The 18,494-nt window shown below is 36.0% G+C and carries 8 protein-coding genes; all 8 read left to right on the top strand.

Annotated elements, in window-relative coordinates; translation table 11 throughout:
* Positions 1 to 19: 19 nt before the first annotated feature.
* The 8 genes from ACODST_RS13235 (at position 20) to ACODST_RS13200 (ending at position 18,355) form a co-directional block, all read left to right on the top strand.
* Entirely contained in the window at positions 20 to 2,221 is a 2,202-nt protein-coding gene (locus ACODST_RS13235; protein ID WP_488932587.1) for an alpha-galactosidase, read from the top strand.
* 67 nt (positions 2,222 to 2,288) lie between these two features.
* Positions 2,289 to 3,305 carry a winged helix-turn-helix domain-containing protein gene (locus ACODST_RS13230; RefSeq protein WP_488932586.1) on the top strand — a complete coding sequence of 339 codons (1,017 nt, stop codon included), beginning with the start codon at positions 2,289 to 2,291 and terminating at the stop codon, positions 3,303 to 3,305.
* A gap of 3 nt (positions 3,306 to 3,308) precedes the next feature.
* Positions 3,309 to 4,901, top strand: coding sequence for a solute:sodium symporter family transporter (locus ACODST_RS13225; protein WP_488932585.1), 1,593 nt, complete (start codon positions 3,309 to 3,311; stop codon positions 4,899 to 4,901).
* 406 nt (positions 4,902 to 5,307) lie between these two features.
* Positions 5,308 to 8,334: a SusC/RagA family TonB-linked outer membrane protein gene (locus tag ACODST_RS13220; RefSeq protein ID WP_488932584.1), complete on the top strand. Its 3,027-nt coding sequence runs from the start codon at positions 5,308 to 5,310 to the stop codon at positions 8,332 to 8,334.
* A 26-nt stretch (positions 8,335 to 8,360) separates the two neighbouring features.
* The gene (locus ACODST_RS13215) at positions 8,361 to 9,893 is read left to right on the top strand and encodes a RagB/SusD family nutrient uptake outer membrane protein (protein ID WP_488932583.1); all 1,533 of its coding nucleotides are present in this window, start codon (positions 8,361 to 8,363) and stop codon (positions 9,891 to 9,893) included.
* Between the two features lie 192 nt (positions 9,894 to 10,085).
* Entirely contained in the window at positions 10,086 to 13,031 is a 2,946-nt protein-coding gene (locus ACODST_RS13210) for a discoidin domain-containing protein (protein ID WP_488932582.1), read from the top strand.
* Between the two features lie 427 nt (positions 13,032 to 13,458).
* Entirely contained in the window at positions 13,459 to 15,798 is a 2,340-nt protein-coding gene (locus tag ACODST_RS13205; protein WP_488932581.1) for a glycoside hydrolase family 95 protein, read from the top strand.
* A 289-nt stretch (positions 15,799 to 16,087) separates the two neighbouring features.
* On the top strand, positions 16,088 to 18,355 hold the full coding sequence (locus ACODST_RS13200) for a GH92 family glycosyl hydrolase (protein ID WP_488932580.1): 2,268 nt from the start codon (positions 16,088 to 16,090) through the stop codon (positions 18,353 to 18,355).
* Positions 18,356 to 18,494 lie beyond the last annotated feature (139 nt).

Below are 18,494 nucleotides of genomic sequence, written 5' to 3'. Positions count from 1 at the left end.
AAAAATAACAACTATTACAATGAAAAAAGACAGTATCAATTTAAGGCAGTTTTTTGCGATAGCATTTTTTGTTCTCACGAGTTATTGTTCAATAACCGCACAGGAAATAATTACTATAAAAACAAAAAGTAACGCACTGGTTTTACAGGTTACTCCCGGAAAAGAAGTAAACACCATTTATTTAGGAGAAAAATTAGCAAACGATTCAGATTATGCAAAAATACAAGCTCAGTTTCGTCAGGGAACGGATTATTCCGGTATTTATAATGCGGCTTACACAGCTTCGGGATCTAAAAATTTGTTAGAACCTGCCATAACAGTAACACATGCTGACGGAAATACCTCGCTTGATTTGTTATATGTAAGTCATCAAACAAACAAAATTAGTACAGGAGTTTTTCAAACGGATATTACGCTAAAAGATCCGGTATATCCAGTTGAGGTTCATTTGTTTATTCAGTCTTATTTTGAAAATGATGTAATTGAGCAGTGGACAACCATTCAGCATAATGAAAAAGGAAGTATTACTTTAAATAAATATGCTTCGGCTAATTTATATTTGAAAGGATACCAAAACTTTTACCTAAATCAATATCACGGTGACTGGGCAAAAGAAATGCAGCCTGAAGAAACGAAAATTACTCACGGCATCAAAACATTAGATTCTAAATTAGGTTCTCGTACCAATTTATTTCAACCTTCTGTTTTTATGGTTTCTTTGGATAAACCAGCAACAGAAGATGAAGGAAAAGTTTTATTTGCAGGTTTAGAATGGTCAGGTAATTTTAGAACCGATTTAGAATTAGATCCGTTGAATAATCTTCGTGTTATCTCGGGAATTAATAATGCCGCGGCAGCTTATAAACTGGCTAAAAGCGAAGTGTTTACTACGCCTAAATTCTGGTACACTTTATCATCAAAAGGAAAAGGAACTGCAAGTCGTAATTTACACGACTGGTCAAGAAGTCATAAAATCCTTGATGGAAAAGCAGATCGTTTGACTTTATTAAACAACTGGGAAGCGACATATTTTAATTTTGATGAAGAGAAATTAAAAGTGCTTATTGCTGATAGTAAAAAACTGGGAGTAGATATGTTCTTGTTAGACGACGGATGGTTCGGAAATACGTATCCGCGTAACAACGACGATGCTGCTTTAGGAGATTGGGATGTTAACAAAAAGAAATTGCCAAACGGTATCGGAACTTTAGTAAAAACAGCTAAAGACAATCAGGTGAAATTCGGAATCTGGATTGAACCGGAAATGGTAAGTCCGGCAAGTGATTTATACAAAAAACATCCTGAATGGGTGATCAAACAACCGGGAAGAGCAGAACATTATTTCCGTAACCAATTGGTTTTAGATTTGTCTAACCCAAAAGTTCAGGATTTTGTTTATGGTGTAGTAGATAATCTTTTTACAGAAAATCCGGAATTAGCTTATATCAAATGGGATTGTAATGCTGTGATTTATAACGCCTATTCAAGCAGTTTGAAAGATAAACAGAATAATTTCTACACCGATTATGTAAACGGATTATATAAAGTACTAGAACGCATTCGTGTAAAATATCCAAAAGTGCCAATGATGCTTTGTTCTGGCGGCGGCGGAAGAGTAGATTACGGAGCCTTGAAATACTTTACAGAATTCTGGCCAAGTGATAATACAGATCCGTTAGAAAGAGTCTACATGCAATGGGAATACTCGTATTTCTATCCGGCTCTTACCATCGCAGCACACGTTACAGATTGGGGGAAACAGCCAATAAAATACCGTACAGATGTTGCCATGATGGGAAGATTAGGTTTTGATATCGTTGTTAAAGATTTGAATGATAAAGATTTAGCCTTTACTCAAAAAGCGATTAAAAACTATAATGCATTGAGCAGTACAATCTGGCAGGGAGATCAGTATCGTTTGCAGAATCCTTGGGGGAATGATGCAGCATCGGTTATGTTTGTGAACAAAAATGGTAACGAAGCCGTAGTTTTCAGTTATTCTGTTAATTCAAGATATGAGGCTGGAACACATCTTCCAATAAAATTAAAAGGATTGCAATCGGGTCAAAACTATAAAGTAGAAGAAATCAATGTCTATCCGGATAAAAAACCGGCGGTGGAAACTACTGTATATTCAGGCGATTTTTTAATGCAGATTGGGATTAATCCTAATGTAAGTACGTCAAATACAAGCGTTGTCTTAAAAATTACTAAGGCTTAAACTAAATATCAAACATTAGTATATATTTGTAAATATATTTTTAAATAAAAACCTGTTAAAACGTTTTATGAAGCAGATTATTCAACAGATAAAAAATCTTGAATCGATAAACTCCTTATCAAAACACGAGCAATTGGTTCAGGGAATAATTAATGCCATTGATGAAAAGGTCGTAACCAAAGGAGATCTGCTTCCATCAGTCAATACTTTTATAAGCGAATTAGGGTTTGCCAGGGAAACCATTGCTAAAGCATACAAAGAACTGGTGCACAGGGGAATTATAGAATCAAAAAACCGACTGGGGTATTTTGTAGCTACCAATGATGTAAAACAGGAACTCAAAGTAGCCCTGCTGATTTTTGCATTTGACATTTTTCAGGAAACGTTTTATGAGAATTTCAGAAAAGGTCTTGGAAAAAACATTCAGCTGGATATCTTTTTTCACCATAATAATTTTGATACATTCGAAAATATCATTCAGAATATAAAAGGAAAATACGGCATGTTTGTTATTGCCCCGATTCCGGATAAAAAGACAGCGGCTGTTTTAAAACAACTGCCAACAAACAGGGTATTACTGGTAGACCGCTATTTAGAAACCGATGAAGATTATAATTATGTGGCACAGGAATTTGGCGATTCGTCTTACAATGCTTTTGTGCAGCTGAAAGATAAGATTAAAAAATACGATGAACTGGTATTTTTCTTTAAACCATCTTCAGCAGAGCCTAATGAAATCCTGAATTCGTTTAAAAGATTTATGAACGATTATGATATTAAAGGGGTTATAAAAGAAGAATATGTCGCTGGTTCATTAGAAAAAGGAAAAGTATATTTTACGATTCACAATCTGGAGCTTTGGGAAATGCTGAAAGATTCCAAAATCAAAGGATTGAAGATTGGTAAAGACATTGGTTTTATTTCGCATAACGACGATATCGTAAAAGAGATTATTTTTGATGGTGTTACCACATTTTCTACAGATTTCTCTGAAATGGGAAAAAGAGCTGCCGATTTTGTTTTAAACCGAAAGAAAACACAAGAGATTATTCCGACCATTCTTATCGATAGAAATTCGTTGTAATTTATGAATGTCTTATCTATTGTTAGTTTTCTGCTAATTACAGGATTAGTGGCCTTTATTTCGGTATTAAAAACACGAAAAAAAAAGGTACAGACTACCAGCGGACTTTTCTTTGCAGATCACAACAATAATTTCTTTATAGTTGGAGGAGCTTTATTACTGAGTAATATCAGTGCCAATCAGTTTATTGGTGAAAACGAATCTATTTACACCAACAATATGAGCGTTATGGCATGGGGCGTGAGTTCTGTGCTGGCAATGCTTTTAGTTGCAGAGTTTTTTCTTCCAATTTACTTTCGCACAGGCGCTATGACAATTCCTGATTATTTGGGAAAACGTTATGATGAGTCGACCAAAAGACTCGTGTCTGTCATATTTTTATGCAGTTATATTGTGAATCTGCTTCCTGCTGTATTATATGGTGGAGCAGTGGCGCTGACAGGAATGTTTAATTTTCTGTATCCATTACAATTAACTTATTGGCAGAATATATGGGTTATGGTTTGGCTCATTGGGCTTACTGGCTGTGCATATTCGGTTTTGGGCGGTTTGCGTGCTATATCTATTAGTGATACAGTTTTAAGTGTTGGTTTGCTGACAATTGGTATTGCATTTCCATACTTTGGTTTTAAATTTTTAGGAAACGGAGATTTTTTTAAAGGACTTCATATTTTACTTTCAGAACATAAAGAGCATTTAAACTCTATTGGAGGGCCACATGACGAAATTCCGTTAAGCACCATTTTTACAGGAATGTTTATCATGAACCTGTATTATTGGGGAATGGAACAGTTTATTGTACAGCAAGCGCTTTCAGCAAAAAGTTTATCACACAGCCAGAAAGGAATGGGATTAGCCTGTTTAGGAAAGCTATTATGCCCTTTTATAATTAATATTCCAGGATTAGTTGGAGTTCATCTTTACCAAAATCTGGAAAATACCGCTGAGGTTTTTCCTTTGGTTATAAAAGATACTTTACCCGGAGTTATGATCGGTCTTACAGCAGCAGTTGTTTTGGGAGCGGCAATAAGTACTTTTAATGCGGGACTAAACAGCAGCAGTACTTTATTTGTTTTGAACCTTTACAAACCTTGGTTGGAGAAAAAAAAGAAAGAAGTTACCGAGAAACATTTGGTTTATACTGGACGTAAATTTGAAATTATTGTTTCGGCTTTAGCCATGTTTTCAGCACCGTTTATAATGTTTAGCAAAGCTGGTTTTTATACCTATCTGCAACAGTTGAGTGGTATGTTCTGTTTGCCTATTTTTACTATTATCCTAATCGGATTTGTATTTAAAAAAGTACCGCCACAGGCAGCAAAATTAGGAATGATCTTTTTTATTCTGAGTTACATTATTTTTAATTATGTGCTTGATATTAAATTACATTATCTGCATATGCTGGCACTTCTTTTTGTGTTAACTTCAATATGCATGTTGTTGGTTTCTAAACTTTATCCAGCTTATAATTATACTGAAATCAAGTTAGAAACCGTCGAATTGTCTCCTTGGAAAAATCGTTATTGGTACTTCGGCGCTTTGATAATCGGAATGATTGGTCTTTTTATCCTATTCTCGAAATGGGGAATAGCTTAGTTTTAAGATTTTGAGATTCTGGAATTTAATGTAGAGACGCACTGCTGTGCGTCTTTTTTTGTTGGTATTCAGAATATTTCGTAGCTATTATACCTGTGATTTTATACTTATTTTCTTCATTTTAAATTAAAGAATATTTTTGTTTTGTCTGATAATTCTTCTGTTTATCAAATCCTTTATTTTCTTTTTCCTTTTTTACACCCCGTATTTATAGAGAACCCGAAATAAATAGCAAGAAAAAATAGTAAATTCTTAAAACTTAATTTGGAGGTTTTAAAAATATTTGTATGTTTGTATTGTTGTAGTATAGTATAGTATAAGTCAATTCGTTTTCTCGTATATAAACTGCTCAATAAAACTAATAAACCAACTCAAATATTTTATTAACTAAAAAACCAAAATCATTATGAGAATTGCAATAAGATACTTATGCTTCTTAGTAGTTATGATGTGTGCCGGAACACTTTATTCCCAAAATATCTCCGGTAAAGTTACAGATAACGATAATTTACCCCTTCCGGGAGCTACTATTCTTGTAAAGGGCACTCAAAACTCTACTGTTACTGATATTGATGGCAGCTACAAACTAGTAAATGTAAAATCAGGATCCACACTGGAATTTACGTTTATAGGATTTACAATGCAGGCTGTAATTGCTAATAAGTCTGAAATTAATGTTTCTTTGAAACCGGCTCCTCAGGAATTAAATGAAATTGTAATAGTAGGAGCTGCAATGAAAAAGGGAGATCTTACGGGTGCCGTAAGCAGTGTTTCCGGGGATAAGCTTAGAGAAGTTCCTACGCCAAATGTCGTGCAGGCGTTACAAGGACGTGCTTCAGGTGTATATGTACAGCAAAGTGCCGTTCCAGGTCAGGCAGGTTCCATAAGAATTAGAGGGAATAACTCTTTAAACTTTGGCGGTAACCCGATATTTGTCATTGACGGATTAGTTACCGATGGTAATTTTGAAAACATTAATCCTGATGATATTGCAAGTATGGAAGTTCTTAAGGATGCTTCTGCCACGGCGCTGTATGGTTCAAGAGCTGCTAATGGAGTAATTGTAATTACAACCAAAAAAGGATCAAGATCCGGAGAGGCAAAAATACAATATGATACCTGGACAGGTGTGTCTGAGTTTGCAAAGACACTTCCGTTGATGAATGGCCAGCAGTTATTTGATCTTAGAGTGGATGCTTATGCCAATCGTTATATGGATGAGAATCCCGGAGCCGACCGTGCTGCTTATATTAACCAAATTAAGTCAGATGGTTCTACAGTATTTGCCCCTTACGAATTAGAGTCTTACCGAACAGGTAAAAGTTACAATTGGTTAGATCAGGTTACGCGTTCAGGTTTCCAGACTAATCATAACTTAAGCTTTAGCGGTGGGGGAGAAAAAGGAACCTACTTCGTAAGTTTTAATTATGTGAATCAGGAAGGACTTCTTAAAAACTCCGACTTTAAAAGATACAACGGAAAAATTAACCTTACGCAGGATTTAAAAACCTGGCTTCAGTTTGGTACCAATACTACTTTTTCAAGAAGCGAGAGCAATTATCAGGAAGGCAGTGCCTTTGGTGTGGCATTAGGAGCGAATCCATTATTACCGATAGATCCCAAGGCTACTTATCTTCGTTACGGTGAAGTATTTGACCAGAATCTTTACAATCCGATAATGAGTCTTGATATCATCAATTCAAGTATGCGTAACAGACTTACAAGTAGTAATTATTTAAGTTTGAAACCGTTAAAAGGACTAGATATCAGAACTACTTTTTCTGTAGACGTAGTAGATCAGGCCAATTTTGATTATATACCGAGTTACACAGGCCAGTCGCTTAGAAATTCTATGAACGGAGAAGCGCATCACTATAGATATTCTCAGTTTAATTATCAGTGGGATAATACAGTAAGTTATAGTAAAATCTTCGCAGCTAAACATGATGTAAGTGTGATGGGAGGGTATTCTGTAATGAGTAATTCCGGAAATAGTACCGATGTGAGAGCCCGCGGATTTGTTAGCGATGATTTGACTTATATGGCATTGTCCGGTGCTTATCAAAAAGACAATGCACAATTGGGGTCGAATTTTACAGATTATTCTAACCTGTCTTATTTTGCAAGAGCCAACTATGTTTTTGATGGTAAGTATAATATAACAGGTACAATCAGAAGAGACGGTTCTTCTAAGTTTGGGCCTAATAACAAATGGGGGACCTTTCCTTCAGTAGCGGGAAGCTGGGATATTGCCAGAGAAAATTTCCTTTCAGGATTTGAAAAATTAGATCAGCTTAAGTTTCGTATTGGTTATGGTATAGTAGGAAATCAAAATGTAGATGCTTACAGATATTTCGCACTATATAATGCACAGGTTAGCAATAATTCCGGAACTTATGTGTCTGATAATTATATTGATAATTTTGATTTAAGATGGGAAAGACAAAAACAGTTCAATGTTGGATTTGATACTGGTTTTTTCAAAAACAGACTGACCGCAAGTGCTAATTATTTTCATATCAATAATGATAATCTCTTAATGCTTCGCAATATGCCGGTTTCTTCCGGATATAAATATAAGCTCGATAATATTGGAGCTACAACCAATAAGGGGATAGAATTAGAACTTAGCGGAGACATTATTAAAAACAATAATTTTAAGTGGAATGTTGCTGCCAACATATCATCTGCTAAAAATAAAGTTACCAAACTTTATGGAGATGCTACAGAAATCTACAATTTAGGTGGTTACAGTAACAATGAAATTCAGCGTACCGGAAACTTTTTCTTAGGCGAGTCGGTAAATACAGTATATGTTTTTCAGTATGACGGTATAGCGCAACAGGGAGAAAACCTAAGCGGAATCAACTATGGAAGCCGAACTGTTCAGGCCGGAGATATTAAAATTAAAGACCGTAATGGTGATGGTGTTATAAACGATAAAGACCGATATGTGGTTGGCGATTTAAATCCGGATTATTATGGTGGTTTTTCTACAGATCTGAATTACAAAGGTTTTGCTTTAAATGCCGTATTTGCTTATTCAATTGGTGGTAAAAGACCAAGTGGTACCTACGAAAGTTATATGAATTCAGGAGGAATGAGTGCAGCACATACAGACCTTTTGGATCGTTGGACTCCAACCAATACCAATACAGATGTTCCCAGAGCGTATTATGGAGGAGGAAGATATACTTTAGGTGAAACAGATAAGGCAATACAAGACGCTTCATTCCTTAGATTAAATGCGCTTACATTATCGTATACCCTTCAGGATAAAGTGGCAGAAAGTATTTTTCTTAAACACCTAAGGTTTTATGTAACGGGATCTAATCTATTCGTAATAACGAAATATAAAGGATATGACCCTGAGGGAGGAGATTCTTACCCTATATCCAGAATGATATCGATGGGATTAAACTTATCTCTTTAATCAAATTAATTTTTAAAATTATTTTTATGAAAGCAAAAATTATAGCCTTTGTGGCCCTGACAATACTATCTGCCTCCTGTTCATCTGATTTTTTGGATGAAGAGCCTAAAAGTTCCCTTACTGCTGCTCAGGCTTATGGTAGTTTAGGAAAAATTGAGCCTGTGCTTTTAGGAGCTATAACCAATTGGAGAAACATGCAGAAAGACCGTGCCGGGCTTTATACTTCTCTTGGTACAGATGAAGCACAACAAGGAGCTTTACAGGTAACCGGAGATGCAAACCAGGCAGGACTTGATTTGTATAATGGCTTCTTGAGTCAGGAGAATCAGGCAATTGGACAATTGTGGAATGACAGATGGCCGGTAATTGAAGTAGCAGCACAATCTATCAGAGCATTAGGAATCAATACGGAAGAGGATAGTGCAAAACGTGACCTTTTAATGGGTGAAGCTAGTTTTTTAAGAGCAACATTAATGTTTGAGCTTACACAATACTGGGGAGAAATTCCAATTAATGATAAAGCAAAATCAGCAGAATTTGGTTTAAAACGCCAGCCTTTGGATTTAGTATATTCGTATATAGTTGCCGACTTAGAAAGAGCAATTGAAAAACTTCCTGTATCGCAAAGTAATCCTGCATTTCCCGCAAAAGGAGTGGCTCAGGCACTTTTAGGAAAAGTATATTTATATGCTCCGGAAGCATCTGGATACCGTGATTATGCTAAAGCAAAACAATGGTTTGGAGAAGTTATTAATTCCGGAAAATACAGTTTACTGTCTAATTACGCAGATGTTTTTAATCCGGATCGTGCTAATTCTTCAGAGTCGTTATACGAATGGCAGTATAATAATAACTGGCCGGATAACAACCAGATCCAATGGCAGACCGGTTCAAGAGTCTTGGCAAACATGGATCAATACGCCTATTTTGGAGGTTATGATTTGATACTTCCTACTCAATATTGTTATAAAGACAAAACTGATGGAGGAATATGGGAAGCTGGTGATACACGTAAAGCGGCCAGTATCCGTTATGATTTTACTTATAAAGGCGTAACACCAACATTGCCGGCCGGTTTCGGTGGAGATGAGCTGGATCCGCACATTAAAAAATATGAAGATATTCGTGTAGACGGAAGACAATCCTTCTGGAATTCAGGTAAAAATAAAGCCTATATCCGTTATGCCGATGTATTACTTTGTTACGCAGAATGCCTAAATGAATTAGGAAGTACAACAGAAGCCGAAGGGTATGTGAACCAGGTTCGTACCAGAGCTTTTGGAGGAACATTACCTGCCGCAATGAAATGGAGCGGACTTTCTCAAGCTCAGTTTAGAGATCAGATTCTGGATGAACGTATGCGTGAATTAGCTTTTGAAGGCTGGAGAAGAATGGACCTTATTCGTACAGGAAAATTGGTTGAGTTGGTAAGTGTCCGTAACAAGTGGGCCAAACAAAACGGTACAATTGCCGCATTTCATAACCGTTATCCTATTCCAATTGGAGAGATTAAGTTAAATGATGAAATTGGTCCGGAAGATCAGAATCCGGGTTATTAATAAGGATAAATAGTAATAAGTAGTTTTATCTTTTTGTTATGTGATTTGGTTAATATCACAGTTTTTGATTTGTAATGCCATTTTGGTTTAGGTAATAACAGTACTTAGTGTGTTTTCTGTTAGAAAAACTTATTCCGAAATGGCATACATTTTTTTTAATTATTTACAATTTGTAAATCCTAAAATAGTAGTATGAAGTTCGTAAATTTTCAGATTTATTTATGTTTATTTGTTTTCAACGCCTTATCATTCCATTTTTATGCTCAGAATAAAGTAAGTCTTAACTCTTCTGATATTGTGTGGAAACTCAAACCACAGGCAGAAATTGGAAAAGACAGTCTTAAAATGTTTAATCCAAATTATACCGATGCAGACTGGGTAAAAGCAGTAGTTCCGGGTACTATTTTTAATTCTTATGTAGAAAACGGTCTGGAAAAAGATCCCAACTTTGGCGACAACATCTATCAGGTCGATAAATCCAAATACGATCGCAGTTTTTGGTATCGTTCCGAATTTAGCATTCCAGATAATTTTACCAAAGAAATTATCTGGCTTAATTTTGAAGGCATCAACCGTGAAGGACAAATTTATCTTAATGGAAAAAAGTTAGCCGTTTTAAGCGGAATGATGCAGCGCGGTAAATTTGATATTACCAAACTCGTAAACCGTAAAGGAAAAAATGTTTTAAATATTTTAGTAAGCATTCCTAAACAGCCTTTAAACAATTACGGAAGCCCAACCTATATTTCGAGTGCAGGCTGGGACTGGATGCCGTATGTGCCGGGATTAAATTCAGGAATTACAGACGATGTCTTTTTAACCAATACAGATAAAATCACTATTGAAGACCCGTGGATTCATACCAATCTGTCAACAAACGCAAGAGCAGATTTGGAAATAAAAGTGGACTTAAAAAATGCATCAGGACAAAATCAGGAAGGAGTTCTTATGGGTGTTATCATGCCTGGAAATATTACTTTTTCGAAAAAAATCAATTTAGAAGCTGACGGAATTACGAATGTGAAATTGACTAAAGAGCAGTTTCCGGAACTTTCTATTCAAAACCCGAAACTTTGGTGGCCAAACGGTTACGGAGATCCTAATTTATATACTTGCCAGTTTACTTTTAAAGTTGGAAATGTAGTTTCAGATGCTCAAAAAATAACTTTTGGTATAAAAAAATATACTTACGATACAGATGGTGGTGTTTTGCATATTTCCATTAACGGGAAACGTGTTTTCTTAAAAGGAGGAAACTGGGGAATGAGCGAATACATGCTTCGCTGCAGAGGTGAAGAATACGATCTTAAAGTCAAACTTCATAAAGAAATGAATTATAATATCATCAGAAACTGGTTAGGCTCTACTACCGATGACGAGTTTTATCAGGCCTGTGACAAATACGGTATCATGGTTTGGGATGATTTTTGGCTGAATGCCAATCCGAATCTGCCATTGGATATTCATGTTTTCAACAGCAATGTAATCGAGAAAATAAAACGAGTTAGAAATCATGCCAGCATTGCTATCTGGTGTGGTAATAACGAAGGTTTGCCACAACCTCCGTTAAATGGCTGGATTGCCGAAAATATTAAAACCTTTGATAACAATGACAGATATTATCAGCCTTGTTCGAATACAGGAAACCTAAGCGGAAGCGGTCTTTGGGGCAATAAAGATCCAAGATTTTATTTTACAAAATATCCGGAACCTTACGCAGGAACAGGCGACGGTCCAAGTTGGGGTTTAAGATCTGAAATTGGTACAGCCGTTTTTCCAAATATCGAAAGTTTTAAAAAGTTTATTCCGGAAAAAGACTGGTGGCCGAGAAATGACATGTGGGACAAACATTTCTTTGGACAAAAAGCCTTTAATGCAACGCCGGACAATTATGATAAAAGCATCACAGAACGTTACGGTAAACCAAATAATTTGGAAGAATACACCCGAAAAGCGCAATTGCTAAACATAGAAACCAACAAAGCCATGTACGAAGGTTGGCTGGATCATATGTGGGAAGATGCTTCGGGAATTATGATCTGGATGAGCCAGTCTTCGTATCCAAGCATGGTTTGGCAGACTTACGATTACTACTATGATTTGACAGGAGCCTATTGGGGCGTAAAATCGGCATGTGAACCGATGCACATTCAATGGAGTCCTGTAGACAATTCTGTAAAAGTAATCAACACAACAGGAACCGATTTTAAAAGCCTAAAAGCAGAAGCTTCGGTATATAATTTAGACGGTAAAGAAATAGCAAAATTCAAACAAAATACAATTGTAGATTCTTACTCGAATACTGCGACAGAAAGCTTTGTGATTCCGTTTTACTCGAATCAGAAAGATTTGGCTTTTCAAAAAAATGTTACAGCCTCGTCAACAGATGGTGGAAATACCAGAGATATAACAGACGGAGATTCCAACACACGTTGGGCCAGTAATTCAACAGATAACGAATGGATTTATGTAGATCTTGAAAAAGAATATATTGTGAACCGAGTGGTTTTAAACTGGGAAAATGCCTTTGGAAAAGAATACAAAATCCAACTTAGTTCTGATGCTAAAAACTGGACAGATGTAAGTGTAATCAAAGACGGAAAACAAGGATTGCAAACTATTTCATTCGATGAAACCAAAGGACGTTATGTTCGAATGTTAGGAATCAAACGCGGTTCAGGCTGGGGATATTCCTTATATGATTTTAAAATTTTCGGAGCAGAAACCAATGTCGATACTTCCGATTTAAGTCCGGTTCATTTCATCCGATTAAAATTAAAAGATGCCAATAACAAATTAATCAGCGAGAACTTCTATTGGAGAGGAACCAATATGAAAGATTTCACAGATTTGAATAAACTGCCAAAAACTCAAGTAAATGTTTCCAGTAAAGTAGTAAAACAAAACGGAAAATATGTGATAAAAGCAAAAGTTTCAAGTCCGTCTGGAATTGCTTTCGGAATTCACGTACAGCCAGTAAATGACAAGTCAGGAACTCAGATTTTACCGGCTATTATCAGCGACAGTTATTTTACTTTATTGAAAGGTGAAAGCAAAGAAGTGACAATAGAATTTGAAGAATCGGCCTTAAAAAATGCAGAAAATCCAGTAGTAAAAGCCGTTCCATACAACAACTAAATAGAGAAGATTATCCTAACAGGTTTTTAAAACCTGTTAGGTATGTTTTAAAAATTTTCAAGAGAAAAAACATCTTGGGAGGAAAAGTTCTTTTGACAGCAGAGAATATTTATAGATAGATGTTTTATCTGAAGAGCCCCAGCGGGACAATATATTTATAGCATTTCAGTAAGACAAATGAAAAAAGCTCCAGAGGAGCGACATATAACATAGATTGTGAAAAAACATGTCACTCCTCCGGAGTTTTATATTGCAGACGTTTATTCTTATGCTATAAATATTTAGCTTCTCTGAAGCTTACTAAGAAAGAGAAGTTCTTTTGGAGGATAATTTAAATTATTACGTTCTAAATAAAATCAATAAAAATTTATCACAGAGTAAAAAATCATTTAAATCCGTGTAATCTGTGGCAAAAAAAATAAAAACCATGAATATCAAAAAAATCAAAGCCCTGTTTTTTATACTGATACCACTTTTGGGTTATTCGCAAAATAACTCATTGGAATTATGGTATAAAAAACCAGCATCTCAATGGGAAGAAACCCTGCCCTTAGGAAATGGCCGTTTAGGAATTATGCCAGATGGCGGAATTGAAACCGAAAAGTTAGTTCTAAATGACATTACACTTTGGAGTGGTTCTTCGCAGGATGCTAATAATTACAAGGCCTATACTTTTCTGCCTCAAATAAGAGAATTGTTATTGGCAAACAAAAACAGTGATGCCGAAAAATTGATTAATGACAATTTTGTCTGTACAGGTCCAGGTTCAGGAAGCGGAGACGGAGCAAACGTACAATTTGGATGTTATCAGGTTTTAGGAAATATGACCTTGAATTTTGATTATAAAACCAAATCAAAAGCGACCAATTATACACGAAATCTGGATTTAAAAAACGCTTTGGCATCAACGCAGTTCACGATTGACGGCGTAACGTATAAAAGAGAATATTTTGCCGGATTTGGAGACGATGTTCTGTTTGTTAAGTTGACTTCAAGCCAAAAAGAAAAACTCAATTTCACCGTTCACTTAGACAGACCCGAACATTTTAAAACAGCTAATGAAAGTGATAATTCCTTAGTAATGACAGGTCAGTTAAACAACGGAATTGACGGAAAAGGAATGAAATATAAAGCCAAAGTAAAAGCCAAAACAACTGACGGAACAGCTTTATATACTAATAATACAATCGAAATTAAAAACGCTACAGAAGTAGTACTTTACATTTCGGCTGGAACCAATTTCAAAGATCAAAATTTCGAATCTGCTTTAGATAAAACTTTGGATGCTGCTTTGCAGAAAAAATATCAGGATCAGAAGAAAAAGCATATCGAAAACTATCAGAAATTATTCAATCGTGTAGCATTGAATTTTGGGAAATCAACTAAGAATTCATTGCCAACAAACGAACGTTTGGATGTTTTTATGAAAGATCCTGATTCGGATACCGCGCTTCCGGTTTTATTTTATCAATATGGTCGTTATTTAAGCATCAGCAGTACAAGAGTGGGATTGCTTCCTCCAAATTTACAAGGTTTATGGGCGCATCAGGTACAAACACCTTGGAATGGAGATTATCATTTAGATGTAAATGTTCAGATGAATCATTGGGCATTGGAAACCGCAAATTTATCTGAGCTAAATCTGCCTTTAAAAGATTTAGTAAAAGGAATGGTGCCTTACGGCGAAAAAACAGCCAAAGCTTATTACAATGCTGATGGCTGGGTGGCTCACGTAATTACCAATGTCTGGGGATTTACAGAACCGGGCGAAAGTGCGTCTTGGGGAATCGCAAAAGCGGGTTCGGGCTGGTTGTGCAATAATTTATGGAATCATTATTTGTATACCAATGATCAAAATTATCTGGCAGAAATTTATCCAATTATAAAAGGAGCAGCACAGTTTTATAACAGCATGCTGGTAAAAGATCTGGAAACAGGCTGGCTGGTAACTTCGCCATCGGTGTCGCCTGAGAATTCATTTTTCATGGAAAACGGTCAGGATGCTCATGTATGCATGGGACCAACAATAGACAATCAGATTGTTCGTGAATTGTTCAATAATGTGATTAATGCATCCGCAAAATTAGGATTGGATAATGACTTAAGAACCGAGCTGGAAAAACGATTAAAATTATTACCTCCATCAGGAATAATTTCGCCTGACGGAAGAATTCAGGAATGGCTAAAACCCTATAAAGAACCAGATTCACAGCATCGTCACGTTTCCCATTTATACGGATTGTATCCAGCACCATTGATTACGCCAGAAAGTACTCCCAATCTTGCCGAAGCAGCCAAGAAAACACTGGAAGTAAGAGGAGATGATGGGCCAAGCTGGTCAATTGCCTATAAAATGCTTTTTTGGTCACGCTTGAAAGAGGGTAACCGAGCTTATAAATTATTAAAAACAATATTAAGACCAACGCTTGCAACCAATATAAATTATGGAGCAGGAGGTGGAGTATATCCAAACTTACTTTCAGCTGGCCCGCCATTTCAGATTGACGGTAATTTTGGAGCTGCAGCGGGAATTGGAGAAATGCTGATTCAAAGCCATGCAGGATTTATTGAATTATTGCCTGCCATGCCTGACGTTTGGCTAAAAGAAGGTGAAGTAAAAGGACTTAAAGCCGAAGGGGACTTTACCGTAAACATGAAATGGGAAAATGGAAAAGTAATCCAATACGAAATATTATCTCCTTTGCCAACAAAAGTAAAAGTGAAAGTAAACGGAGAATTGAAAGAAATCACTTCTTCGAAATTATAAGTTCAAATAGTAATCCTGCAAGGTTTCCAAAACCTTGTAGGTTTAATTTTTTATCTCATTTCTAAATAAAACACCTACAAGGTTTTGGAAACCTTGCAGGAGTCAAACAACACTATGAATTGCCTCCAGCTTTAGCTGGAGGTTTAAAAAGTCTATTATGAAAGGCTTTAGCCAAAATCCCTATGTTTTGGCTAAAGCCTTTATAGAAATAATCTCAAGAACCTACAGCTAAAGCTGTAGGCAGTTCAAAAAATAATGAAATCATATTTCATAAAATCTTTATCTTAAAATGAAATTCAAAAAAATAATATACTGTTGTGCAATTGTGAGCTCGCTAAATTTAGGAGCACAAACGGCAGAAAAAACAACTTCTCATGTAAATCCGTTTATTGGAACAGGAGCAGCACATGGTTCGCCACTTTCGGGGAATAATTATCCTGGAGCGACAGTACCATTCGGAATGGTGCAATTAAGTCCGGATACTAGGAACATACCCGATTGGAGTGTTGCCAGCGGTTACAATTATAACGATACCACCATTGCAGGTTTTAGTCATACGCACCTAAGCGGAACTGGTGTAGCCGAATTATTCGATGTAATGCTGATGCCTTTCAGCGGTTCTGTTGTAAAAGAAGAAACAGGACAGAATGCCTATCAGTCTAAATTTTCTCATGACAAGGAATTTGCAAAACCGGGTTATTATAGTGTAGAACTTTTGGATTACGGGATAAAAGCAGAATTGGCGGCAACAACACATGCCGGTTTTCATAAATACAGTTTTCCTAAAAACAAAGAAGCGCATATTGTAGTTGATTTAGATCATTCGATGAAAAAATCAGATTGGAATACACGTATTATTGCTTCTCAATTGTCTTTTCCGAATGATCATACCATTGAAGGTTATCGTATAATTACAGGCTGGGCACCAATGCGAAAAGTATATTTTCATGCCGAATTTTCACAGCCAATAGTTAGAAATCATATCACAGATGGAGGTAATGTGTATGAGAATGCCAAAATAGTAAACGGAAATGCTATTCGTGCTATTTTAGATTTTGACACTTCAAAACAGCAGGAAGTTCTAGTAAAAGTTGGAATCTCTGCCACAAGTATCGAAAATGCCCGTTTAAATCTACAGACTGAAATTTCTACTTGGGATTTTCAAGAAATTGTAAATAATGCAGATGCCGTTTGGGAAAAAGAACTAAGCAAGATAAAAATTGATGGAACAGAAGAGCAAAAGCAGATATTTTATACCGCTTTGTATCATACCTTTATTCAGCCAAATATTTTATCAGATGTTAACGGAGATTATCCCTCAGCAGATTTTACGGTTAGAAATTCATCCAAACCGTATTATTCTACTTTTTCCTTGTGGGATACGTATCGCGGCGCACATCCGTTGTATACGCTGTTACAGCCAGAACGTTCGGCTGATTTTGTAAACAGTATGCTGGCGTATTATAAAGTTTTTGGTTATTTACCCATCTGGCAATTATGGGGACAGGAAAATTATTGTATGATAGGCAATCATGCTATTCCAGTTATTGTAGATGCTGTTTTGAAAAAAATCCCCGGAATTGATGTAGAAATGGCATTCGAAGCGGTAAAGAATTCTTCTTTGAGAGAACATCCCGGATCGCCTTTTGGAATATGGGAAAAGTACGGATATATTCCTGAGAACCTGAAATCACAGTCGGTTTCGTTGACTTTAGAAATGGCTTATGACGATTGGTGTGTAGCCGAATTGGCGAAGAAATTAGTTAAAATTGATGACTACAATCAATTTACAAAACGTTCTCAGTTTTATAAAAATCTATACGATAAAGAAATAAGTTTTTTCAGGGCAAAAGACGATAAAGGAAATTGGATTGGACCTTTTGATCCGCTGAAATATGGCGCAAATGGTGGTTATCCTTTTACAGAAGGCAACGGTTGGCAATACTTTTGGTATGTTCCGCAAGATGTAAAAGGATTGGTAAATTTAGTTGGAGGAGACCATTTGTTTACCAAAAAACTGGATACTTTTTTCACTTTAGAAGAAAGACCAGAAGAAGTAAACGATAATGCTTCAGGTTTTATCGGACAATACGCTCACGGAAATGAACCAAGTCATCACATTGCTTATTTGTATAATTATGCAGGACAACCCTGGAAAACGCAAAAATATACTGCTGAGATTTTAAAGAAGATGTATAACACCACTTCATCAGGTTATTCAGGAAATGACGATTGCGGTGAACTTTCGGCTTGGTATATTTTTAGTGCAATGGGATTTTATCCTGTAAATCCTGCAAACGGTGTCTATGTGATAGGTTCACCACTATTGAAAGAAGCTTCTGTAGAATTGAAAAACGGAAAGATTTTTAAAGTTACAGCGAAAAACGTTTCAGATCAAAATATCTATATCCAAAGCGCCAAACTGAATGGAAAAAGTTATACCAAGACTTTTATAAAACATACAGATATCGAAGCTGGAGGTACTTTAGAATTTGTTATGGGACCAAAACCAAATAAAAACTGGGGAAGCAAATTAGAAGATAGACCTATTAATTAAATTATTTGTTTTTTTCTCTCCTGCAAGATTTTCAAAACCTTGTAGGTATAGAGTAGTACAATTGACCGCTAACTATACTCACTAAAGCACACTGATAAAACTGATTTACTTCGTAAAAACGCGGATTAAAAACGGATTT

The organism is Flavobacterium sp. FG19, from assembly GCF_057809475.1.
The sequence above is the reverse complement of the archived record's forward strand: the minus strand, read 5'-3'. Positions and strand labels throughout refer to the sequence as shown.